The sequence below is a fragment of the Microbacterium sp. ZW T5_56 genome (genome assembly GCF_044987425.1).
Lineage (GTDB): Bacteria > Actinomycetota > Actinomycetes > Actinomycetales > Microbacteriaceae > Microbacterium.
This window is the reverse complement of record NZ_JBJDRI010000002.1, coordinates 148,043-171,811: the sequence shown is the minus strand read 5'-3', so window position 1 is coordinate 171,811 and position 23,769 is coordinate 148,043. Positions and strand designations below refer to the sequence as shown.

Sequence of the window (23,769 nt, the reverse complement as noted above, 5' to 3'; positions counted from 1 at the left end):
GTCGGAGATGGAAACCGCATCCCCGGTGCCGGGCCGCGGTGCCATTTTCATCCGCCACCGGCATCGGCGGCACGGGAAGGCGCACGATACGCGGCGGGGGAGACAGGGACGCGACAGCGCCGTCCGGAGTACATCCGAGCGGCGCCGTCGCGTCTCGTGTCAGGCGGCGACGACCTCCGCGACAGGAGCACGGCGGGCCCACTTCTTCAGCGCAACGACCACCAGCGCCGACACGACGGTGCCGATGGCAAGAGACAGCATGAACGCCCAGAACGGGTCCAGCGCGAAGAAGACGAAGACGCCGCCGTGCGGTGCGCGGGAGGTGACGCCGAACAGCATGCTCAGCACGCCCGTGATCGCGCCGCCGATCATCGACGCCGGGATCACGCGGAACGGGTCGGCGGCGGCGAACGGGATCGCACCCTCGGAGATGAAGGCGAGGCCCAGCGGCCATGCCGCCTTGCCGTTCTCACGCTCCACGGGGGAGAACAGGCGACGAGCCAGAACAGTGGAAGCGAGCGCCATCGCCAGCGGCGGGACCATACCAGCGCACATCACCGCGGCCATGATCAGGTACGGCGTGCTGTTCGCCGTCGTCGCTGTACCGAGACCAGCCACGGCGAAGGCATACGCCACCTTGTTCACCGGGCCACCGAGGTCGAAGCACATCATGACGCCGACGATCAGTCCCACCACGGCGATCGCACCGGTGCCGGCGAGGTCGTTGAGTCCGTTGGTCATAGCGTCCATCAGCGCGGCGATGGGACGACCCAGGAAGAGGATCATGATGCCTGAGGCCACGATCGAGCCGATCAGCGGGACGATCACCACCGGCATCAGACCACGCAGCCAGCGAGGCAGGTCAAGCCGTCCGAGCGACCAGGCGATCCAACCCGCGAGCAGACCGCCGGCGATGCCGCCGATGAATCCCGCGTTCATCAGCACGGCCACGGCTCCCGCGACGAAGCCGGGTGCGATACCCGGACGATCGGCGATCGCGAAGGCGATGTATCCGGCGAGTGCAGGCACCAAGAAGCTCATCGACGTCTTGCCGATCATGAACGCCACCGAACCCAGATACTGCCCGAGTCCACCCGCAGGAAGCTGCCACAGCGAGTTCTCGGTGATGACCTTCGCCGCGTCGTCGGTGACGTTGTACCCGCCGAGGAGGAAGCCCAACGCGATCAGCAGGCCGCCGCCGGCGACGAAGGGGATCATGTAGCTGACGCCGGTGAGCAGCCAGCGCTTCACGGCGGCTCCGGCACTCTCGCCGCTCGTGTCTGCCGTGCTCGTCTGCGACGTGGCGGCCACACGCGCCGCCTGCGGATCGTGGCTCGCGGCGACGGCCTCGGCGATCATCTGCTTCGGCTGCTCGATGCCACGCTTCACCGCGGACCGGATGACCGGCTTTCCGGCGAATCGCTCGGGGCCGCGCACATCGACGTCCACCGCGAAGATCACGGCGTCGGCGTCATCGATGACCTGCTGGGGGATCGGCTTGTACCCGCTGGAACCCTGGGGCTCGACGACAAGATCGATGCCCAGCTCGGCGCCGGTCGCGGCAAGCGCATCGGCGGCCATGAAGGTGTGCGCGATGCCGGTGGCGCAGGCCGTGACCGCGACGATGCGTGCCGGACGCCCGTCGATCATCAGCGCGTCATCCACGGATGCGGCGACAGCCGCGGGTGCTGCGGTAGACACCGGCGCTGCTGCCGTGGTACGCACCGCCGCCGCTGGCTTCTCCTCTTCGCCGACGGCGATTCGCACCAGGGACACCACGTCGTCGGGTGTGGCAGCGGCGCGCAGCGCGTCCGTGAACTCGTCGGTCATGAGCGCCCGGGCGAGGCTCGAGAGCATGCCGAGGTGTGCCTCGTCGGCATCGGCGGGCGCCGCGATGAGGAACACCAGATCCGCCGGACCATCGTCGGCACCGAAGTCGACGCCCGGATTCAGGCGGGCGAACGCGAGGGAGGGCACCGCGACTGCCGCGGTCTTGGCGTGCGGGATCGCGATGCCGCCGGGAAGTCCCGTCTCGTCCTGTTCCTCGCGAGCCCACGCCGCGGAGTAGAGGCCGGCCGCATCGGTGGCACGACCGGTGTCGGCCACGCGTTGGGCGAGAGCGGTGATGACGGCGCTCTTGTCCGTGCCCAGGGGCACGTCGAGCGACACCAGCTCAGGAGTGATTGCTGAAACCATGATGACCTCCGTTGGTCGAGGGCGCGCTCTCAGAGCGCGCGTACGGGAAGCTGTTCGGTGCCGAGATCGGCGGGAGAAGGGGGTTGGGTTCCGGGCAGGGTGGCTGCTGCCGACCCGTAGCGGATGGCCTGGCGCAATCGTTCTTCACGACCCGCGCCGGCGGTGTCGGCAAGCAGGTAACCGGCAAGCGCGCTGTCACCCGCGCCGACGGTGCTCCTCACCTGGATGCGCGGCGCGGGCGTTGCCAGCGCCCCCTCCGCGTCGACGAGGATCGCCCCCGCGCCGCCGAGCGTCACGAGGACGTTCGCGACCCCGGCACGGACGAGTTCGGTGGCGGCCGCGGCCACCTCGTCCTCGCCGGAGAGCGCCGCAGCACCCACCAGCTCGGCGAGTTCGTCCTCGTTCGGCTTGATGAGGTCGGGGCGGCCACCGGCCTCAGCCTGCACCGCCGCGGCGAGCGCGGGGCCTGCTGTATCCACGGCGATGCGCGGGGCGGGACGCAGTGATCCGCGTACCGCGGTTGCGATCCGGGCGTACACGTCCTCCGCAACCCCGGGCGGAAGCGAGCCCGCCAGCACCAGCCACTCGGCCCCGCGCGCAGCGGCGATGACGACGGCGATGATCGCGTCGAGCTCAGCGTCGTCCAGTGCGCCGCCCGGCAGATTGATCTTCGTGGTCTCCCCGCTCGGCGCGGTCAGAGTGAGGTTGGTGCGCACGCGGGCGCTCACGGGAACCGCGCGGATGACGAGCCCGGTGGAGCGCAGCAGCGGACCGTAGGGGTCGTCGTCGGCGAGCGGAAGCACCGCGATGGCGGCACCGCCCGCCGCGGCGATGGTGCGGGCGACGTTCACGCCTTTGCCTGCGGCGTCGGTGCGCTGTTCCTCGGCGCGTTGTACCTCGCCGGGCTGCAGCGCTTCGGTGAGGCGCACGGTCTGATCCAGCGCGGGGTTGAGGGTGAGGGTCACGATGGTCATGCGATCCACACCTCCACGCCCGCCGCATCGAGTGCGTCCGCCAGCGGCTGTGGCGGTGTGGCATCCGTCACCAGGACGTCGATGTCTGACAGCGAGGCGAAGCGGACGAGCAGGTCATCTTCGAACTTCTCAGCGTCGGCGAGCACGATGATCCGGCGGCCGGCCGCCACGATCGCGGCCTTCACGTCGGCCTCGTCGGGATCGGGCGTGCTCAGGCCGAAGTCTGCGGACAGCCCGTTGGTGCCGAGGAAGGCGATGTCCGGACGCAGCGCGCCGATCGCGCGGATCGTCTCGCCCCCCACAGCGGCCGCCGTAAGGCCCCGCACTCGTCCGCCGATGGCGGTGAGGGCGATGTTCTCGCCTCCGGAGAGCGCGGCCGCGAGCTGCATGGAGTGAGTGACCACCTCGGCACGGCCGCCGATGCCCTCCAGATGCGCGTCGAGGTGCGCGGCTGCCTGTGCTGTCGTGGAGCCTGCGTCGAGGTACAGCGATCCGCGGAAGCCCGGCTTCAGGGCCTGGAGCGCGCGGGAGGCGATGCGCTGCTTCGCCTCCGGCACCCGGTGCGATCGTTCGGTCAGGGGAACCTCGACCCGGCTGGTTCGTGCCCCGAGGACGGCACCGCCGTGAACGCGGGTGGCGAAGCCTTCGCTCTCGAGCAGATCTAGATCGCGTCGGATCGTCTCCGGGGTGACGTCGAACCGATCGGACAGCGCGAGGACGGATACGCGTCCGTCCTCTCGCAGCACCGCGCGGATCTCGTCCTGCCGTTCGCTCGCGTACATCCTGCCTCCTTGCCGGTTCCCACAGAATACGAAGCAATCACAGAAAAAGCAACATAAACAAAGAATGAATCGTGCCGCGGAGATGAAAAACGCTCCCCGCAGCGCGATACAAGGAGCGTTTTCCAGCTTTCGGTGGGCGTCAGTCCTCCGTCGCGCGGAAAGCCGCCCATAGCTCGGCGCGCGCGGGGAAGGAAGCCAGATCCACGCCCAGCAGGCGCTGGGCGGTCTGGATGCGGGCACGCACGGTGTGCCGGTGCACGGCAAGCGCACGGCCCGTGGCCTCGTGCGATCCGTCGTTCTCCAGGAACGCGCGCAGTGTGCGGGTGAGGTCGGACCCGGTGCGCGCGTCGTGCTCACGCAGGGGAGCGAGAGTTGCCCGCGCGACCGTCAGTGCGTCGGTCGACGGCGAGTCCAGCACGCCACGGGCACGTCGGTCGCGGAACGGCAGCAGGCCATCGCCCGTCGCGTGCAGTGCGGCACGGGCCTGCTCCACTGCCGTCACGACCTCGCTGTATGCGAACGGCTCGGACAGTCCCACCCGGGTGTCGAAGCGGGTGGCCACCTCGATCGGTGCCGGGGATCCGTCCGCTACGACGAGCATCAGATCGTTGCCGGTACGTCCGGCGAACACCTCACCGCCATGGTCGGCGGCGTACAGCTCCAGCCACTCCGCGATGGCGAGCGTGCGACCTGCGCCCTCAGCGAGCGCGATCTGCACCGGACCGGCCGGCAGTGGCGTCGTGAGTTCGCGCGCGACACTGCGGGCGAGAGTCGTCTGGCCGCCGAGGAGCAGCTCCACCATGCCCGCCTGAATCCGCGACCGTGCGCGCTGCAGACCCTCCTGCTGCTCCATCGCCAGGCCCGCCATCGCGATCACGGAGGTGACGACGCCGCGACCCTCGTGATCCAGCTCGGCCGAGCCGATCGCGAGGACGCCGCGGAGTCGGCCACCGCGGCCCAGCGTCTGCAGGGTGAAGGGCTCGCCCTCGACGGTGATGGCCGAGGCGGCGCGGGCGCCGCGGCGCAGCACCGCCTCGGCCTCGGCATCCACCGTCGCGGACACCGTCGGGGAGAGCGCGTGAGTCGGGTGCTCCCGCAGCAGCACCCCGGCAGCGTCGTACAACCCCACCCAGGTGTCCAGCTGGTGCCCCAGCTCCATGAGCGTGCGCGCGAGGCCGTCGGGGCGGAGGGCGGCGAGGGATATGGCGCGCTGCGCGGACAGCGCCCAGGACCGACGCTCGTACGCCTGCGCGGCAACCGCTTCGGCATTCGCGCGGGCGACGGCGATGAACGGTGTGCGGTACGGCACCTCGAACAGCACCAGTCGATGCCGCGCGCAGGCATCCGCGAGGGGATCCGGGACACCCGGACGCACAACGCCGGCACCGAACCCGAGCGCGAGCACTCCGCGCCCGACGAGGCGGCGGACATAGCCGTCGACGTCGGCGGCAGGGTCCTCGTTCTCCTCGAACTGCCGCCCCGTGGTGAGGAGCACGACGTCGTCGGAGAGGAACGGCGTCGGATCGATCAGGTCCGAGCTGTGCACCCACCGCACCGGGCGATCCAGGTCCCCGTCCGGCTGCTGTTCGGGGGAGCCTATGAGAGTCAGTCGCAGATCGGCGCGACCCAGAAGGGTGCGCACGGTGGGAACGATGCTCTGCTCAGGCATGTTTGACTCCGACGTGGCGGTGGGTTCCTGAGTTCATGCTGGTGCGCACGGTGGGAACGATGCTCTGCTCAGGCATGGTGACCCACCCTCATATCCAATGTGTACAGCGGTGCTGAAAAGAATGTACACACTGGATAGTGCGATGCGGAATCGCCCGTCGTACGCTCGGCCCCATGAGCCTCATCGACGCGACCCACACCACCCCCCTCGGCGGACCTTCGCTCCCGCAGGAGCGTCGCCTCGTCACCTCCATTCCCGGCCCGCGCTCGCAGGATCTGCTGGACCGCAAGGCCGCAGCCGTTCCCTCGGGTGTCGGACACACCGTCCCGGTAGCCGCCGTGGCGGCAGGTGGCGGAGTCGTCGTCGATGCCGACGGCAACTCGCTCATCGATCTGGGTGCTGGCATCGCCGTCACCACCGTCGGAAACGCGCACCCGAAGGTGGTCGCCGCCGTGCAGGCGCAGATCGCCCAGTTCGCGCACACCTGTTTCATGATCGCGCCGTACGAGTCCTACGTCGCTGTCGCCGAGAAGCTCAACGAGCTCACCCCCGGCTCGTTCGCGAAGAAGACCGCGCTGTTCAACTCTGGCGCCGAGGCCGTCGAGAACGCGATCAAGATCGCCCGCAAGCACACCGGTCGCCAGGCCGTCCTCGCCTTCGACCACGGCTACCACGGACGCACGAACCTGACGATGGCGCTCACCGCGAAGGCGATGCCCTACAAGAGCGGCTTCGGCCCGTTCGCCCCCGAGGTGTACCGCGCTGCCGCGTCCTACCCCTTCCGCGACGGGCTCACCGGTGCCGAGGCCGCGGCCAAGACCATCTCGATGATCGAGAAGCAGATCGGTGCAGACAACCTCGCCGCTGTCATCATCGAGCCCATTCAGGGTGAGGGCGGCTTCATCGTCCCGGCCGATGGCTACCTCCCCGCTGTCGTGGATTGGTGCCGCGCCAACAGCGTCGTGTTCATCGCCGATGAGGTGCAGACCGGATTCGCCCGCACCGGCGCGATGTTCGCCAGCGAGCACTTCGGCATCGAGCCGGACCTCATCACCACGGCCAAGGGCATCGCCGGCGGTATGCCGCTGGCCGGTGTGACGGGCCGTGCCGAGATCATGGACGCCAGCCACACCGGCGGCCTGGGCGGCACCTACGGCGGCAACCCCGTCGCGTGCGCCGCAGCCCTCGCCACCATCGAGGCGTACCAGGAGGAGAACCTCGCAGACCGTGCGGTGCAGATCGGCCGTATCCTGGTCGGCCGCATGCAGGAGGCCGCCACAAGCGACCCCCGTATCGGTGAGGTGCGCGGGCTCGGTGCCATGATCGGCGTCGAGTTCGTGGACCCGGCCACCGGAGCACCCGACGCAGCTCTGGCCGGTGCGATCGCGAAGCGTGCGATCGCGGAGGGCGTCATCGTCCTCACCTGCGGCACCTACGGAAACGTGATCCGTTTCCTGCCGCCGCTGTCGATCGACGACGCCCTTCTCAACGAGGGACTGGACGTCGTGCTCGGCGCACTCGCCGCAGCCTGATACGCCCGTCCCGGCGCTCTTGGGGGGCGCCGGGACGGGATCCGACACCCGCGCAGCCGACATGCGCACCCCGCAATTCGCAGTATGAGAGCAAGGGAGCATTCATGAACGAGATCACTCGCGATGTCGTCATCATCGGAGCCGGCGCGGCCGGCCTCACCGCAGCGAACGAGCTGCGCAAGCAGGGCCTGTCCGTCGCTGTCCTGGAGGCGCGCGACCGCGTCGGCGGACGGCTGTGGACGGACGTGATCGACGGCGCGATGCTGGAGATCGGCGGACAGTGGGTCAGCCCGGATCAGACCGCGCTGCAGGAGACGGTGGCCGAGCTCGGGCTCTCCACCTACGACCGCTACCGCGAAGGTGACAGCGTCTACGTCGGACCCGACGGCACGGTGTCCCGCTTCACCGGTGAGCACTTCCCGGTGTCGGAGGAGACCGGTCGTGAGATCGACCGCGTCACCGAGATGCTGGACGCCATGACGGCCGAGGTCGACGCGGATCGTCCCTGGGCGCACCCGAAGGCCGCCGAGTGGGACTCGATCTCCTGGCTGGAGTGGCTGAAGGCGCAGACCTCTGACGATGAGGCCATTCGCAATCTCGCCTTCCCGACGGGTTCTGCGATGCTCACCAAGCCCGTGGCGACCGTCTCACTGCTGCAGTCGCTGCACATGGCCGCCTCCGCCGGCAGCTACTCGCACCTGGTGGACGCGGACTTCATCCTCGACAAGCGCGTGGTCGGCGGCCTGCAGCAGGTTCCGATCCTGCTGGCCGAGCGACTGGGCGACGACGTCTTCCTCGAGCAGCCGGTGCGCTTCCTGGAGTGGGGCGATGAGGGCGTGACCGCACGTGCGGACGGCATGATCGTCCACGCCCGCCAGGCGCTGCTCGCTCACGCTCCCGTGCTGTACGACCGCATCTCCTTCGTGCCCGCGCTCCCGCGCCGCCAGCACCAGATGCACCAGCACATCTCGATGGGCTTCGTCATCAAGGTTCACGCCGTGTACGAAACCCCGTTCTGGCGCGACATGGGCCTGTCGGGCACCGCGTTCAGCCCCTACGAGCTCTCGCACGAGGCGTACGACAACACCAACCACGGCGACGAGCGCGGCACCCTGGTGGGCTTCGTCTCCGACCTCAACGCGGACGGTGTGTTCGAGCTGAGCGCCGACGAGCGCAAGGCCCGCATCCTCGAGTCCCTCTCGCACTACTACGGCGAGGAGGCGAAGAACCCGGTGGTCTACTACGAGAGCGACTGGGGTTCGGAGGAGTGGACGCGTGGCGCGTACGCCGCCAGCTTCGACCTGGGTGGTCTCAGCCGCTACGGCAAGGACCTGCGCGAAGCGGTCGGACCGATCCACTTCGCCTGCTCCGACATGGCCGGTGCCGGATTCCAGCACGTCGACGGCGCGATCCGCATGGGTCGCCTGGTTGCCGAGCAGATCGTCGCCCGGGTCCGCGCATGAGCGGGTCGGTGGTGGTCGGATACACCGCAACCGACGCCGGCCGCGACGCGCTGCGTCTGGGCTCCCGCTTCGCCGCGGGGCTCGGCGCGACGCTTCACCTGGTCATCGTGCTGCCGAACGAGGGCACCCGCAGCCCGATCGTGCCGCCGGAGAAGTCGTACGAGAAGTACCTGCGCTCACAGGCCGAGAAGTGGCTGCGCGATGCGGTCGTGCACGTTCCCAGCGGTGTCACCCGCAGCGCCCACGTGCGCTTTGCCGAGTCGTTCGGCGAGGGCCTGATCGCCGCGGCCGAAGAGTTCGCCGCCTCGATGATCGTCATCGGTGGCGCGGGCGATGGGCGGTTCGGCCGCTACACGCTGGGCTCCGTCGCTCAGCAGCTGTTGCACTCCTCGCCGGTTCCGGTGGCGCTGGCCACCTCCGGCGGCGTGGACGCGGATCACCCGATCTCCCGCATCACCTGCGCCGTAGGCAACCGTCCCGGTGCCGACTACCTCCTGGAGAGCTCCGTCACCCTGGCTCGCACGCTGGAGGCGGAGCTGCGGCTGCTGTCCCTGGCCGCCATCGATCTGCCCGGTGGCATGTCCGCCGACGAGGCGCGAATCGCCGCCGGCGATCGTGCCGACGAGATCCAGGCCGAGGCGACGGCCAACCTGCCCGATGGTCAGACCGTCGCCGTCGAGGTGGCACGCGGACGCAGCATCGAGGACGCCGTCGAACACCTCGACTGGGATGCGAACGAGATCGCTCTCGTCGGCTCCAGCCGCCTGGCACAGCCGCGTCGGCTGTTCCTGGGCTCCACCGCAGCGCGCATGCTGCACGAACTGCCGGTGCCGATGATCGTCGTGCCCCGCGAACGTCCCGAAGGAGCATGACGCATGAGCGATTCAACGAAGTCTCAGCTCTCCCAGTCCGCCGGTGAACCGGATCCGGTCACCGGGGGAATCTCCCGCAAGGGCCTCAGCGTCGGAACGGTCGGCGTGCTCGGTGCTCTCGTCATGGGCATCTCCTGCATCGCGCCGGCATATACGTACACCGCAGGAATCGGCGGGGCCGTGGGCTCTGTCGGGTTCCAGGTGCCCGCGATCCTGCTGCTCGGATTCATCCCGATGCTGCTGGTCGCGTTCGGCTATCGCGAGCTCAACAAGGCGATGCCCGACTCGGGCACCAGCTTCACCTGGGCCACGCGCGCCTTCGGTCCCTACGTCGGCTGGATGGCCGGCTGGGGACTGATCGTCGCGACCATCCTGGTGCTGTCCAATCTCGCCGGTATCGCGGTGGACTTCCTCTTCCTGCTGATCTCACAGATCTCCGGCAACGAGGCCATCGCGGAGATCACTCGCAACCCGTTCGTCAACGTGGGCGTGTGTCTGGTGTTCGTCGCGCTGGCCGCCTGGGTGTCGTACCGTGACGTGTCCACGTCACAGAAGCTGCAGTATGGTCTTGTCGCCTTCCAGATCGTCATCCTCGTGGTGTTCGCCGTGATGGCCATCGTGCAGGTGGCAGGCGGTGGCGGCTTCGACCCGCACCTGCCCGAGTTCTCGTGGTTCAACCCGTTCGCGATCGACGGTGGCATCTCCATGATCGTGATGGGCCTGTCGGCCTCGGTCTTCATGTTCTGGGGATGGGATGTCACCCTCACGATGAACGAGGAGGCGAAGGACCCGGAGCGCACTCCCGGACGCGCCGCGATGCTCACGGTGATCTCCATCATCGCGATCTACATGCTGCTCACAATCAGCAGCCTGATGTACTCCGGCATCGGAGACACCGGCCTCGGACTGACCAATGAGGACATCAGCGGCAACGTGTTCTTCGCGCTGTCCGGTCCCGTGATGGGCGGCCTGGCGTTCCTGCTGTCGCTCGCGGTGCTCACCTCGTCTGCGTCCTCGCTGCAGTCGACCTTCATCTCGCCCGCACGTACGCTGCTGGCGATGGGCCACTACGGCGCAGTGCCGAAGAAGTTCTCCGGCGTGAGCCCGCGCTTCTTCACCCCGGGCTTCGCGACGATCGCCTCGGCCATCGTGGCGGGCGGCTTCTACGCGGTGATGCGCTTCCTCAGCGAAGATGCGCTGTGGGACACGATCCTCGCCCTCGGCATGATGATCTGCTTCTACTACGGCATCACCGCGCTGTCGTGCGTCTGGTACTTCCGCCACCAGTGGTTCGACTCGGGCAAGGACTTCTTCTTCAAGTTCGCCAGCCCCTTGGTCGGCGGCGTGATCCTGCTGGTGCTGTTCGTCATCACCGCCATCGACAGCCTCGCACCCGACTACGGCTCGATCGCGATCGGAGCCAACGCGGACGGTGAGGGTGGCATCGGCATCGTGTTCTTCATCGGCATCGGCCTGCTGGTCTTCGGCGGCGTGCTCATGCTGGTCCAGCGCGCCCTGTCTCCCGCGTTCTTCCAAGGAAAGACGCTGAGCATGGATGCACCGCCCAGCCAGCGTGCCGCCCGCTGACGATCCCCCCACGAGAAAGAGACATTCCCATGACTGAGCGCGAAGCAGCTCTCCTCGCCGACGTTCCCGACGGCCTGTACATCAACGGCGCCTGGGTAGCGGCGGAGGAGGGGCGCACCTTCGAGGTTCGTGATCCCGCCACCAACGCGGTCATCAAGGTCATCGCCGACGCCAGTGCCGCCGATGGCAAGCGTGCGCTCGACGCCGCTGTCGCCGCCCAGGACTCCTGGGCGGCGACGGCCCCGCGCACCCGCAGCGACATTCTGCGCCGCGCCTTCGACCTGGTGCGCGAGCGTGCGGACGACCTGGCCCTGCTGATGACCCTCGAGATGGGCAAGCCCCTCGCCGAGGCGAAGGGCGAGGTCACCTACGGCAACGAGTTCAACCGCTGGTTCAGCGAGGAGGCGGTGCGTATCGCGGGCCGCTACGGGCTGAACCCCGAGGGCACCGGCAACATGGTGGTCTCGCAGCGTCCGGTGGGTCCGTGCTTCTTCATCACGCCGTGGAACTTCCCGTTCGCGATGGCCACGCGCAAGATCGCGCCGGCGCTCGCGGCGGGGTGCACCGTGGTGATCAAGCCGCCGGCACTCACCCCGCTCACCACGATGTTCTTCGTGAAGCTGCTGGAGGAGGCTGGGCTCCCGGCCGGTGTGGTCAACGTCGTGCAGACGTCGCGTTCGTCGGCGCTGTCGGCCCCGATCCTTGCCGACCCGCGACTGCGCAAGCTCTCCTTCACCGGCTCCACGGAGGTGGGTCGCAAGCTCATCGCGCAGGCAGCCGACGGCGTGTTGCGGGTGTCGATGGAGCTCGGCGGCAACGCGCCGTTCGTGGTCTTCGACGACGCCGATCTGGACAAGGCGGTCGAGGGCGCGCTCGCGGCGAAGTTCCGCAACATCGGCCAGGCCTGCACGGCCGCGAACCGCTTCATCGTGCACTCCTCCGTGGCGGAGGAGTTCTCGCACCGCATCACGGAGCGGGTGACGGCGATGAAGATCGGCCGCGGCACCGAGGACGGTGTGGCGATCGGTCCGCTCATCGACGATGACGCGGTCGCGAAGGCCGTCGAGCTCGTCGAAGACGCGGTCTCGCGCGGCGCCACCGTCACCACGGGGGGCCAGGCCATCGCGGGTGAGGGCTCGTTCTTCCAGCCCACCGTCGTCACCGGTGTGGCGGCAGGCTCCGACATCCTCCGCGAGGAGATCTTCGGGCCGGTGCTCGCGATCGCCACGTTCGAGGACGAGAACGAAGCCGTGCGCCTCGCCAACGACACCGAGTACGGCCTGGTGTCGTACGTCTTCACCCAGGACCTCGCGCGCGGACAGCGCATGATCGACAAGCTCGAGACCGGAATGATGGGTCTCAACGTGGGCGTCGTCTCCAATGCGGCTGCCCCGTTCGGCGGTGTCAAGCAGTCCGGCGTGGGTCGCGAGGGCGGACTCGAGGGCATCCACGAGTACCTGTCCACGAAGTACACCCTGATTCCCGTCAGCTGATCGAAAGGATGAACCGATGACCGAATATGCTGTCGTCAATCCGGCCACGGGTGAGACCGTCGCTGAGTACGCCACCGCCACGGCTGCGGAGGTCGACGCTGCTGTCGCCGCCGCCTCGACCGCCTTCCGCGACTGGACCGTGACCACGTCCGCTGCGGAGCGCGCGCGACTGCTGCGCAACGCCGCTCGTCTGCACCGTGAGCGCGCCGAGGAGCTCGGCGACATCATCGTGCGCGAGATGGGCAAGGTGAAGGCCGCCGCCGTGGGCGAGGCCGAGTTCGCCGCCGACATCATCGAGTACTACGCCGACATGGCCGAGAAGCTCACCGCCGATGAACCGATCGAGCTCGTCTCCGGTGGTGAGGGCTCCGCCGTGATCCGTCGGGCGCCGCTGGGCGTGATCTTCGGCATCATGCCGTGGAACTTCCCGTACTATCAGGTGGCCCGATTCGCCGCGCCCAACCTGATGAACGGCAACACCGTGATCCTGAAGCACGCTCCGCAGTGCCCGGAATCCGCGGAGGCGATCGCGCAGATCTTCCTCGACGCCGGCTTCCCGGAGGGTGCGTACGTCAACATCCGCGCCACGAACGAGCAGTCGGCGGACATCATCGCCGATCGCCGCGTCGCGGGTGTTTCGATAACCGGCTCGGAGCGCGCTGGTGCCGCGGTGGCGGAGGTCGCCGGACGCAACCTCAAGAAGGTGGCGCTGGAGCTCGGCGGCTCCGACCCGTTCATCGTCCTCTCCGCGGATGACCTGGATGCGGTCGTCGCAGCCGGCGTGGACGCTCGATTGGACAACACCGGTCAGGCCTGCAACGGCGCGAAGCGATTCATCGTGGTGGACGGCCTGTATGACGCGTTCCTGGAGAAGTTCACGGCAGCCATGCGCGATGCCGTGGTGGGCGATCCCACGGGGGAGGACACGGTTCTCGGTCCGCTGTCGTCGCTCGTCGCGGCGGAGCGTCTGGAGGCGCAGGTGAACGAGGCCGTGGCACAGGGAGCAACGCTGGCCGTCGGAGGCAAGCGCGAGGGCGCGTACTTCCACCCCGCTGTGCTGACGGACGTCACGCCGGAGATGAACGTGTACCGCGAGGAGCTGTTCGGTCCCGCGGCCGTGGTCTACCGTGTGGCCGACGAGAACGCCGCTGTCGACCTGGCGAATGACACGCCGTTCGGTCTGGGCTCGTACGTGTTCACGACAGACGCCGAGCAGGCCGACCGCGTCGCCAACCGACTCAACGTCGGCATGGTGTACGTGAACCTGGTGCTGGCCGACGCCCCCGAGCTCCCGTTCGGCGGTGTGAAGTCCTCCGGCACGGGTCGTGAGCTCGGCACCCTCGCCGCCGACGAGTTCGTGAACAAGAAGCTCATCCGCACCGCCTGACCCGATTCCCGAGCACGACGCCCGCCGCATTCGCGGCGGGCGTCGCTGCTTTCGCTCAGGTGACTTCGCTCAGCACATGTTGCGGCGGCACTTCGTCTCGCTGCGCTCGCTCAGCAACCGATGCACGGTGGCGTCACGTGTTGCGAGGCTTCCAAGGAGCACTGCGTCTCGCGTCCCTTGGGTCTTGCTCGTCTCAGGCGTCGGCGATGCCGCGGACCTCGGCGGCTTCGCCGTGGCGGCCGAGGGAGGCGAGGACCTCACCGAACTCGATCGCCGACAGCTGACGCAGCGGACCCTCGGGATCGGCGTGCTCCAGCGCGGCACGGAACACGGGGACGCTGTCGGCGGCTCGACCGTTGCCGGCCAGCACGCGGCCCGCGAACAGCTCGCTCCCGGCGGCGCCGTCCGAGTCTCCCGCCGAGACGAAGGCGTCGGCTGCCTGCAGCGCGGCCGCGACGGCACCATCCACGTCCCCACGGGCCGCGCGGGCGCGGGCGCGGGAGTCCGTGATGTCGGCCATCGTCCAGCCATTGCCCTCCGCTTCGGCCATCGCGTACGCCTCGTCCAGATGCGCATCCGACCCGGGGTCACCCGCTGCCCCGGTGGCCTGGCCGAGCAGGTGCAGGGAGCGCATGAGGAGTTCGTCCTCATCGGGATGCGCGCGAGCGATCGACACGGCCTCCGTGAGCTCTTCCACGGACTCCTCGTGCATGCCGAACTTCCCGAAGAGCCGACCGGCGTGCACGTGGCAGTGTGCGGACATGACGTGGTCGTCGCCGGCTGCGAACAGCTCGCCGGCATACTGCCAGGCGCCGATCGCGTCCTCGAACTGCTGATCGAGCTCCAGCGCCTGAGCGAGAGCTCCCGCCGTCTGACCGCGGGAGGCGTCGGGAACGCCGATCTCCGTCTCGCGGTTCAGCGTGTCGGCGAGGACGTCCGCTGATTCCCCGGCGTCGCCGGCGTTCATGAGTGAGACGCCCAACTGATACCGCAGCGTCAGGTACTGCTGCGGGTTGCCGTCGGACTCCGCAAGCCGCGCCGCCACACGATAGCGGACGGCCGCTTCGGCGGGTGCTCCGGCATCGTGGAAGAGCATCGCCGCGAGGCCATAGACCGTGTACACATCCGCCGTGATGCCCAGCGATGCCGCGATGCGACTGGCCTCATCGGCATCGAGCGCTCCGGAGTGGTAGTCCCCGGCAGCTCCGCGCAGCCGTGCCCGCAGCTCCAGCAGCCGCCCGCGACTGCCCGCGGTGAGCGCAGGTCGCTCCAGCAGTGCGTCGATGTCGTCAAGCGCCGCTGTGCCGCTGCCGGCGCGCAGCGACAGCAGCACCATCTCGGCGGCTGCCACGCGATCCTCGAGACCGGCGTCGTGGAAGGCACCGATCGCGGAGAGGGTGTGCGTGATCGCACCCTCCGTGTCGGCGTCGTCCACGCGCTCCGATGCCACGGCGAGCTCCAGGTCGCCGCGTGCTTCGTCGGGCAGGTCCTGACGGGTCAGGAGCGCCGCGATGCTCTCCGCGTCGCCTTCCTGGGTCCGTCCGTACAGGGCGAGCCCCGCGATCGCCTCCACGTCTGCCTGCGTCTCGCGACCAGCGGCGCGCAGCGCGTCGATCCGTGCGGGCAGAGCCGCCGCGGCCGCGTCCCAGTCGTCGCGTGCGGCATGGGCGCCCACGATGATGCCGTGCAGTCGCGCGACATCGAGCCCATCCGTCAGCGCGGCGGTGGCGGCGGCGATAGCCTCGGGGGCGGCTCCCCAGTCCGCCAAGCACACGGCGCGGTGCAGTCGGCCTTCGGGACTGTTCGGCTCCTCCGTCGCGGACTGCGGGGCGTATCCCTCGGAGCCCAGCGGTACCTCGATGCGCTCATCGCGGAGGTCGCGGATCGCGGCGATGCGCTCACTGAAGCTGGTGTTGCCATTGCGCGCATCGAACAGTCGCGCGATCCGATCGGCCCCGCCGCCGGCTGCCTCGGCCAGTTCCGCCGCGGTCCAGGTGCCCTCGTGCTCGCCGAAGAAGCGAACCAGCGACGATGCTTCCGCACCTCGCACCACGGCGTCGCCGTGGCCGTCGCGGTCGACGGCCTCCAGCGCCAGCGCGATCGTCGCGAGAGCGACAGCGTGCGCGTCGTCGTTGAGACCGTCGTGTGCCAGCCAGCCCAGGTGCCGCTCCACCATCGCCAACGCGCGCGGGTAGTTCGCCGTGACCACGACGAACTGCAGGTTGAGCATGACGATCGCGAGGTTGTCGGGATCGGTGCGCGCGAGCCGGTAGCTGCGGCGGTGGGCGAGGACCGCGTCGTTCAGGCGCCCGGCGCGCAGGTATGACAACAGTCCGCGGGCGAGGGCGTGCTCCGGCTCCTCAGCGCAGCTGAAGCCCCCCTCCACCAGCTCATCGATGAGGGCCAGCGCCTCGTCCGCACGTCCCTGATCGACGAAGAATCCGGCGAGCTGGCTGCGCGTGCACGCATCGCAGTGACTGTGCTCGTCGCGTGGCGTGCTGGTGAGAAGGGTGCGGTACTTCTCCGCGTCGTCGAGTCGTCCCCGCGACCAGGAGCTCTCAAAGCGCGCCATCCACACGCCGCTGAGGCCGAGACCTTCACGACGGTAGTGCTCTTCCATGTCGTCCAGCACCGCGTCGATCTGCTCTTCGCTGAAGGCAGGGGAGCAGCGCAGCGATCCGGCCATCCACTTGAACTGCCACATCAGATCGGCACCCGATCCGATGTCGGTGGGGAAGCGCACCGGATCGGCATCGTGGCGTGCGAGACACCACGCGAAGGAGCTGAGGGTGAGCTCGGTGTCGCCGGCCATGTTCGCCGACGACGTCTGCCGCATGCGCGCGCGGTACTCCAGTTCTTCATCGCCGAGTTCGACCGACAGCTTCACCGCTTCCGCAACAAGCGACTGCTCCTCGGGACCCCACGGGGTCATGTCGATCTGTGCGAACAGTTCGCGGATGCGGGTGCTGGCCTGGGTCATGTCACTCCTGCGTGGTGTTCAGTCCGCGGATCGCGCGGACAGGTCGATCATCGCGCCAAGGGCACGCGTCATGAGGGCCCGATCGCGCGGGGCCAGCGGTCGGTGACCAGCGAGCAGCGCCTGCACGTAGAGCAGCTGGACGGTGCGATCGAACGGCTCGCCCGAGGCGCGGATCAGACCCTGCACGATCGGGTTCGCCCAGTTCAGGCACAGCCGCGCGCTCGTGGCCGCATCCTCCTGCATGCCCGCGGTGGCGTCATCGATCGTGTTCAGTACCGACGACCACAGTCCGCCGGTTGCGCCGCGCGCGCGTCCGCGGTCGATACGGCGCAGCACGGCGGGGTCGGCGACGTAGACGGCAGGGACATCGTCGAGTTCGAGCGAGCGGACGATCACGGTGCAGTCCACATCCGACAGCGCCGCGGTGGCGCGATCCTCCAGAGAGATCGCCGACGGGCGATCGTCGAAGGGGGGTGGGTCGAGTCGTTCGAACTCGGTGAGCACGTCGACGCGCTCGACGGTGACGGCAGGGAACAGCTCAGGCAGCAGCTCGATGATCTCGGAGTCGTACAGGTAGCCGCCGTTCACCAGCGGGCCGACACCGCTCTCGAGCCCTGCCACCTGGCGGTACTCGTCCACCGTGGCGGCATAGCGCACGGACGGGAACCGGGTGACGAGATCGCCGATGGTCATCCGCCCGCTCGTCGTCTCCACGCTCAGCCAGCGGGTGATGAAGCGCGCCAGCTCGTCGTCGTGGCGGACGAGCGCCTTCAGGGACACCTCGTGAATCGCGACGAACTGAGCGAGTCGCTCGGGAGCGGACAGGCCGAGATCCAGGATCCAGCGCCGGATCGCCTGACCGAGGTCGGTGCGCGTGTTCTCCAGAGCGTCATCCTCCACGAGCGACTCTCGACTCGCGGTGGGGGAGAGCGCGGTGGAATCCACGACGGCGCGGACGAAGAACGCCCAGTCCGGCAGCAGGTCGTCCACGCGCTCGCTGAGCAGCATCCGATTGAGGTATACCCGCGCAGCCTGGTGCGATCCGGGAGGCGGCGCATAGGGAAGCACGTACGCGAGCCCGCGCGTTCCCGTGCCTGCGGCATCGATCGGCACGACAGCGAAGGGTGCGGTGCCCAGCAGCTCGGCACCGTACTCGACGGCGGCGTCCGGTGTGCTGCGGGCATCGAGGAACGGCGCCGCGCGATCGATACGACTCTCCCCGCCGCCGGGCAGGTCGATGTCGATGCGCACGCCGAGGAACTCCGCGAACGTCTGCGCCAACTGCATCACGGATGTCGTCCGCAGCAGATCCTCGGATCCGAAGCGCGGGCGCAGGTGCACGCTCGTGCCGACGGGCGTGTCTGCGGGACCGGGGGAGACGGTGAAGGTGCCGTCGGTGCGACCGGACCATTCGACGGGCTCGCCGCCGCGGGCGCTGCGGGAACGGATGACGATCTCGTCGGCCACCATGAAGCAGCTGAGCAGGCCGATGCCGAACTGGCCCAGGTACTCGTGACGCGGCAGGTCGAAGATGTCTCGCTTCGAGCTGCGTCCTACCGTGGCGAGAAGTTCGCCCACCTCGTCGGCGGTGAGTCCCACGCCGTCATCACGCATCACGAACTCGTCCGAGCGATCGCTGAGGGGGGTGATGCGGATGCGTCCCCCGGCACCGTCGACCTCATCGCGCGCCGTGATCGCGTCTCGTGCGTTCTGCAGCAGCTCGCGCAAGTACACGCGGGGACCGGAGTAGATGTGTCGGCTGAGCAGATCGACCACACCGCGCAAGTCGACTTGGAAGTGCTGCTCGTCTGCGCTCACGCCACCCTCGGATTCGTCGGAAACAGGCGACGGAGACCCCGCTCCGCCGGAACGGCGAGCCTATCAGCGAGGGAGCCTTGCGCCCCGGTCCCAGCGCGCGGTTTCGCGCTGCGCGGACAGATCCGGCGCGCCGGAGATCGCGGCGCAGGCGACACGCGCGGGACGCGGCTACAACCGCCCTCGGTTCGCCACCGCCGTGTGCATGCCCTATGCTGGGATACGCAGTTGATGTCTGCATTGTTTCGCTGTGCCTCGCACAGCAGATGCCGACATCTCCCCTGAGATCCCGGATCTCTAGGGCGGTAGCTCAATTGGCAGAGCAGCGGTCTCCAAAACCGCAGGTTGCAGGTTCGATTCCTGTCCGCCCTGCGCTCAGCGCACGCTGGCAATGAAAGGTGCATGCAGGATGGATCAAGACGCTTCGCGCGACGATGTCGCGACGACCAGCGGCGCCACCCGTGAGAAGAAGATGAATGTCTTCGCTCGCATCGCGCTCTTCATTCGTCAGGTCTTCGGCGAACTTCGCAAGGTTGTCACCCCGACCCGGCAGGAGCTGGTCAAGTACACCCTCGTGGTGCTCGGCTTCGTGGTCGTCATGATGGCCCTCGTCTACGGCCTCGACACGCTCTTCACGCTGCTCACCCAGTACGTGTTCGGCTCGCCGGAGTAAGATTCCGAGCAATCCCGCACGGTGCGACTGCGGATGACCGGCTGATGTGACCGAAGGAGAGTCCGTGTCCGAACGATTCCACGACGACGCCGACTGGGGCCCCGCGGCCGAGCAGTCCAGCGAAGTTGACGAACACCAGACCGGTGACATCGATCTGGTCGAAGACCGCGCCAGTGATGCCGCCGAGACCGCCGCGATCCACGTGATCGACGACGAGGACGGCGATGACGAGGCAGATGCCTCGGGCGATGATTTCGACAATGACAACGAGCAGGTGCTGGAGGCGGAAGCCGACGCGTTCTTGGATGCGCACCCTGCTCTGGAGGAGGACGTGGACGTGACCCCGTACGACGGTCCCGACATCAACGGCGAGCCGGATGAGCCCGTGCTCGACCCGGAGTTCACGGAGTCGGTGCGCGACGCATCGGCCGAGGTGGACGCCATCGCCGAGGACAGCAGCGCAGTCGCGGAGGCCGAGTCCGATGAGGATGACGCCGAGGCGGCGAACGAGGACCCGTACGAGGCCTTCAAGCTGGAGCTTCGCACCCTCCCGGGTAAGTGGTACGTCATCCACTCCTACGCCGGGTTCGAGCGCAAGGTGAAGCAGAACATCGAGCAGCGCAAGGCGACGCTCGAGGTCGAGGATGACATCTACCAGATCGAGGTCCCGATGGAGGACGTCGTCGAGATCAAGAACGGTCAGCGCAAGATGGTCACGCGCGTCCGTATCCCCGGCTACGTGCTGGTTCGCATGGAGCTCAACGAGGACACCTGGTCCGTCGTTCGCCACACCCCGGGCGTCACCGGCTTCGTGGGCAACGCCCACAACCCGACCCCGTTGCGGTTCGAAGAGGCCTTCAACATGCTGAAGTCCCTCGTCGAGGTACGCGAGTCCGGATCGGCGAAGTCCGGCGGTGCCGGCGGATCTGCTCCGGTGCGCAGCGTCGCGGCCGAGATCGACTTCGAGATCGGCGAGACCATCACCATCAAGGAGGGCTCGTTCGCCGGTCTTCCCGGAACGATCTCCGAGATCAAGCCCGAGAGCGGCAAGCTCACCGTGCTCGTCTCCCTGTTCGAGCGCGAGACCCCCGTGGAGCTGTCGTTTGACCAGGTCACCAAGATGATCTGACAACCGTCTTTCACGAACCCCTGCGGCATCGCCGCGGGGGTTCTGTGTTTGCTCGCCGCGGCGTCCGGCGATTGATCTCAGAAGCGGTTGCCCAGGACGTCGGAACTCGCGTCTTCTGAGACCACCTCTCGTCGTGGTCTCAGAAGATGTCGGCGCAGCGACGGCCGCCGACGCCTTCTGAGACCACGAAGGCGGGGTGGGCCACCGACGCCGCCACACCGGATGCGGGAGCAGTCGGGCGGATGCGGTAGACTTTTGTGGTTTGTGCGCGTTCTTCGATCGTGCGCGAACCTGCACCGCGCTCCGGAACCGCCGGATCCGCGGGAGAGCGGGCCGTCTGGTCCGTTCGGAGAAAGGAAGAGGAAATGGCACCGAAGAAGAAGGTGACCGGCCTGATCAAGCTTCAGATCAACGCCGGTGCAGCCAACCCGGCGCCGCCGATCGGCCCCGCGCTCGGTCAGCATGGCGTCAACATCATGGAGTTCTGCAAGGCGTACAACGCCGCGACCGAGTCGCAGCGCGGCAACGTCATCCCCGTAGAGATCACCGTCTACGAGGACCGCTCCTTCACGTTCATCCTCAAGACGCCCCCGGCGGCTGAGCTGATCAAGAAGGCTGCCGGTGTCCCCAAGGGATCGTCGACCCCGCACACCGTCAAGGTGGGCAAGCTCACCCAGGAGCAGGTTCGTCAGATCGCCGAGACGAAGCAGGCCGACCTGAACGCGAACGACATCGAGGCTGCCTCGAAGATCATCGCCGGCACCGCCCGTTCCATGGGCATCACGGTTGAGGGCTGAGGGGAAGACCAACATGGCTAAGTCCAAGGCTTACATCGCCGCCGTCGAGAAGATCGAGGCTGGCAAGTTCTACACTCCGAGCGAGGCCGTTGAGCTCGCAAAGGAGACCGGTTCGTCGAAGATGAACTCGACCGTCGAGGTCGCGCTCAAGCTCTCGGTCGACCCGCGCAAGGCGGACCAGATGGTCCGTGGCACCGTCATGCTGCCGCACGGCACGGGCCGCACCGCCCGCGTCATCGTCTTCGCCAACGGCCCGGCTGCTGAGGCCGCCATCGCCGCCGGTGCTGACGAGGTCGGTGGCACCGAGCTCATCGAGAAGGTCGCCGCCGGATGGACCGACTTCGACTCCGCCGTCTCCACCCCGGAGCTCATGGGTCAGGTCGGACGCCTCGGTAAGGTCCTGGGTCCGCGTGGCCTCATGCCGAACCCGAAGACCGGCACGGTCACCCCGAACCCGGCCAAGGCCGTCGAGGAGATCAAGGGCGGAAAGATCGAGTTCCGCGTCGACAAGCACGCCAACGTCCACTTCGTTGTGGGCAAGGCATCGTTCTCGGCTGACGCCCTGAACGAGAACCTGCGTGCCGCGCTCGACGAGATCGTTCGTCTGAAGCCGTCCAGCTCGAAGGGTCGCTACATCCAGAAGGGTTCGGTGTCGACCACGTTCGGCCCCGGCATCCCGCTGGATGTCAACGCCATCTGATGCGCTGAATCGTGCGAAGGCCCCCACCGCGAGGTGGGGGCCTTCGTCGTTGGTGCTCTCCTGGCGGGGTGTCAGTGTCCGAACGCGAGGATGCCGGCGATGACCAGCATGAACACGGCGACGATGACGTCGAGGATCCGCCAGGCGCGTGGGCTGCTCAGCCAGCGCCCGAGCAGACGTGCCCCGTACGCCAGTGCGAAGAACCACAGGAAGCTGCCGGTGATGCATCCGGCGGCGAAGATCCAGCGCGCGCCACTCTGTGCTTGCGCGACCGAGCCGAGGAAGATCACGGTGTCCAGATATACGTGCGGGTTGAGCCACGTGATCGCGAGCGTCGCGCCGACCACGGCGAGCAGCGAGGACGTTGCCGTGCGGGTGGCGAGTGCCGTTCCGCCTCCGGCCTGACCGTCGTGCGGCGGTGCATCGGCAGCAGCCTCCAGCGCATCCCCGGAAGGCTTGGACGCCCGACGCAGGGCCAGGAATGCGTAGGTCAGAAGGAAGGCGACGCCCACCCATCGCACCGCGGTGACGAGCCAGGGCACCGTCTCCAGAGCGGCGCCTACGCCGACGACGCCGGCGCAGATCAGCACCGCGTCGGAGGCCGCGCAGATCAGGGCCACGACGAAGACGTGCTGGCGTCGGATGCCCTGACGGAGCACGAAGGCGTTCTGGGCACCGATGGCGATGATGAGGGAGAGTCCGATTCCGAGACCGGTGAGGAAGGGCATGGCTCCAGACTAGGAATCTCTCACAACAAACACCAGGCATGAAATCTTCATTATCATTAGCATTGTTTATATGAGAATTCCGCCCGATCTCGCGCTCACGCTGGCCGCCGTGGTGTCGGAGGGCGGGTTCGAACCGGCGGCGACGGTGCTCGGCATCACACAGCCGGCGGTGAGTCAGCGACTGCGCACGCTGGAGTCGCTGCTCGGGCAGGTGCTGCTGGTCCGCTCCCGCCCGGTCCGCCCGACGGAGGCCGGTGAAGCGGTGATCCGCTATGCCCGCCAGCTGGCGCATCTGGAGGCCGACGCGATGTCGGCCATCGGCATTCGCGAGGAGGGAAGCCTCACGAGTCTGCCCATCGCCGTCAACTCGGATTCTCTGTCGACCTGGTTTCTTCCCGCGATCGCGGAGCTGAGCGCTCGCCTCCCGGTGGTGTTCGACCTGCATCGCGACGACCAGGACTTCACCGTGCGGCTGCTGGAGGAGGGGACGGTGATCGCCGCGGTCACCTCGCGAGCCGAGCCCATCGCCGGGTGTCGGGTGACCCCGCTCGGCGCGATGCGCTACGTCCCGTTCGCCACCGTCGCCTTCCACGATCGCTGGTTCCCCGAGGGCGTCACGACCCGCGCACTCCAGCGGGCACCGCTGGTGGACTACGACCGGCGTGACGATCTGCAGACGCGGTGGCTGGTGCGCCAGGGGGTCGATCCGGCGCTGCCGCCTCGACAGCGGGTGCCGGCATCGGCCGACTTCGCCGATGCCGTGCTGATGGGGATGGGGTGGGGGCAGCTGCTGCCGTTTCAGTCCGATGAGCCGCACGCGAGCGGGCGCATCCGGCCGCTGTCGGACGTGGGCATCGATGTCCCGCTGTACTGGCAGCAGTGGCACCTGCGCTCCGCGCTGCTGGACGAAGTCGGCGACGCCGTGGTCGCCCGTGCGCGGGCCGTGCTCATCCCCGTTTCCTAGCGGGAGCCGAGCCGGCAGGAGCCGGTGG

18 protein-coding genes and 1 tRNA gene are annotated in these 23,769 nt (G+C 68.3%); 12 read left to right on the top strand and 7 right to left on the bottom strand.

Annotation, left to right across the window (positions count from 1 at the left end):
* Positions 1–159: 159 nt before the first annotated feature.
* The 4 genes from ACI3KU_RS02150 to ACI3KU_RS02135 all read right to left on the bottom strand — a co-directional run bounded on the left by ACI3KU_RS02150 (position 160) and on the right by ACI3KU_RS02135 (position 5,621).
* Positions 160–2,196, bottom strand: a complete 2,037-nt coding sequence (locus ACI3KU_RS02150; protein WP_404920636.1) for a fructose-specific PTS transporter subunit EIIC — start codon at positions 2,194–2,196, stop codon at positions 160–162.
* A 29-nt stretch (positions 2,197–2,225) separates the two neighbouring features.
* Entirely contained in the window at positions 2,226–3,170 is a 945-nt protein-coding gene (locus tag ACI3KU_RS02145) for a 1-phosphofructokinase family hexose kinase (RefSeq protein WP_404920635.1), read from the bottom strand.
* Complete coding sequence (locus ACI3KU_RS02140) at positions 3,167–3,952, bottom strand: DeoR/GlpR family DNA-binding transcription regulator (RefSeq protein ID WP_404920634.1); 786 nt, start codon at positions 3,950–3,952, stop codon at positions 3,167–3,169. Before ACI3KU_RS02140 ends, ACI3KU_RS02145 begins: the two co-directional genes overlap by 4 nt.
* A gap of 139 nt (positions 3,953–4,091) precedes the next feature.
* A complete protein-coding gene (locus ACI3KU_RS02135) occupies positions 4,092–5,621 on the bottom strand; it encodes a PucR family transcriptional regulator (RefSeq protein ID WP_404920633.1) in 1,530 nt (509 codons plus the stop codon).
* A gap of 173 nt (positions 5,622–5,794) precedes the next feature.
* On the opposite strand from ACI3KU_RS02135, the gene gabT reads away from it, so the two are divergent.
* The 6 genes from gabT to ACI3KU_RS02105 all read left to right on the top strand — a co-directional run bounded on the left by gabT (position 5,795) and on the right by ACI3KU_RS02105 (position 13,955).
* Positions 5,795–7,153, top strand: coding sequence for a 4-aminobutyrate--2-oxoglutarate transaminase (gene gabT, locus ACI3KU_RS02130; protein ID WP_404920632.1), 1,359 nt, complete (start codon positions 5,795–5,797; stop codon positions 7,151–7,153).
* 104 nt (positions 7,154–7,257) lie between these two features.
* On the top strand, positions 7,258–8,616 hold the full coding sequence (locus ACI3KU_RS02125) for a flavin monoamine oxidase family protein (RefSeq protein ID WP_404920631.1): 1,359 nt from the start codon (positions 7,258–7,260) through the stop codon (positions 8,614–8,616).
* On the top strand, positions 8,613–9,488 hold the full coding sequence (locus ACI3KU_RS02120; RefSeq protein WP_404920630.1) for a universal stress protein: 876 nt from the start codon (positions 8,613–8,615) through the stop codon (positions 9,486–9,488). Before ACI3KU_RS02125 ends, ACI3KU_RS02120 begins: the two co-directional genes overlap by 4 nt.
* A 3-nt stretch (positions 9,489–9,491) precedes the next feature.
* Complete coding sequence (locus ACI3KU_RS02115; protein ID WP_404920629.1) at positions 9,492–11,075, top strand: APC family permease; 1,584 nt, start codon at positions 9,492–9,494, stop codon at positions 11,073–11,075.
* Between the two features lie 29 nt (positions 11,076–11,104).
* On the top strand, positions 11,105–12,568 hold the full coding sequence (locus ACI3KU_RS02110) for an NAD-dependent succinate-semialdehyde dehydrogenase (RefSeq protein WP_404920628.1): 1,464 nt from the start codon (positions 11,105–11,107) through the stop codon (positions 12,566–12,568).
* Positions 12,569–12,584: 16 nt separating this feature from the next.
* Complete coding sequence (locus ACI3KU_RS02105) at positions 12,585–13,955, top strand: NAD-dependent succinate-semialdehyde dehydrogenase (protein WP_404920627.1); 1,371 nt, start codon at positions 12,585–12,587, stop codon at positions 13,953–13,955.
* Between the two features lie 193 nt (positions 13,956–14,148).
* Here the strand turns inward: ACI3KU_RS02105 and ACI3KU_RS02100 are convergent, their stop codons facing one another.
* Positions 14,149–16,935: a hypothetical protein gene (locus ACI3KU_RS02100; protein WP_404920626.1), complete on the bottom strand. Its 2,787-nt coding sequence runs from the start codon at positions 16,933–16,935 to the stop codon at positions 14,149–14,151.
* An 18-nt stretch (positions 16,936–16,953) separates the two neighbouring features.
* The gene (locus ACI3KU_RS02095; protein WP_404920625.1) at positions 16,954–18,753 is read right to left on the bottom strand and encodes an HSP90 family protein; all 1,800 of its coding nucleotides are present in this window, start codon (positions 18,751–18,753) and stop codon (positions 16,954–16,956) included.
* Between the two features lie 296 nt (positions 18,754–19,049).
* Here ACI3KU_RS02095 and ACI3KU_RS02090 point away from each other — a divergent pair.
* From ACI3KU_RS02090 to rplA, 5 genes are all read left to right on the top strand, one after another.
* A tRNA-Trp gene (locus ACI3KU_RS02090) sits at positions 19,050–19,122 on the top strand.
* A 37-nt stretch (positions 19,123–19,159) separates the two neighbouring features.
* Positions 19,160–19,423 (top strand): preprotein translocase subunit SecE, encoded by a 264-nt coding sequence (gene secE, locus ACI3KU_RS02085; RefSeq protein WP_404920624.1) that lies wholly within the window; start codon positions 19,160–19,162, stop codon positions 19,421–19,423.
* A gap of 64 nt (positions 19,424–19,487) precedes the next feature.
* Entirely contained in the window at positions 19,488–20,552 is a 1,065-nt protein-coding gene (nusG, locus tag ACI3KU_RS02080; RefSeq protein ID WP_404920623.1) for a transcription termination/antitermination protein NusG, read from the top strand.
* A gap of 365 nt (positions 20,553–20,917) precedes the next feature.
* On the top strand, positions 20,918–21,349 hold the full coding sequence (gene rplK / locus ACI3KU_RS02075; protein WP_404920622.1) for a 50S ribosomal protein L11: 432 nt from the start codon (positions 20,918–20,920) through the stop codon (positions 21,347–21,349).
* Between the two features lie 13 nt (positions 21,350–21,362).
* On the top strand, positions 21,363–22,049 hold the full coding sequence (gene rplA / locus ACI3KU_RS02070) for a 50S ribosomal protein L1 (protein WP_404920621.1): 687 nt from the start codon (positions 21,363–21,365) through the stop codon (positions 22,047–22,049).
* Between the two features lie 71 nt (positions 22,050–22,120).
* On the opposite strand, the gene ACI3KU_RS02065 is transcribed toward rplA, so the two are convergent.
* Positions 22,121–22,777, bottom strand: coding sequence for a LysE/ArgO family amino acid transporter (locus tag ACI3KU_RS02065; protein ID WP_404920620.1), 657 nt, complete (start codon positions 22,775–22,777; stop codon positions 22,121–22,123).
* 70 nt (positions 22,778–22,847) lie between these two features.
* Between ACI3KU_RS02065 and ACI3KU_RS02060 the strand changes: the two genes are divergently transcribed.
* A complete protein-coding gene (locus ACI3KU_RS02060) occupies positions 22,848–23,741 on the top strand; it encodes a LysR family transcriptional regulator ArgP (protein WP_404920619.1) in 894 nt (297 codons plus the stop codon).
* Positions 23,742–23,769 lie beyond the last annotated feature (28 nt).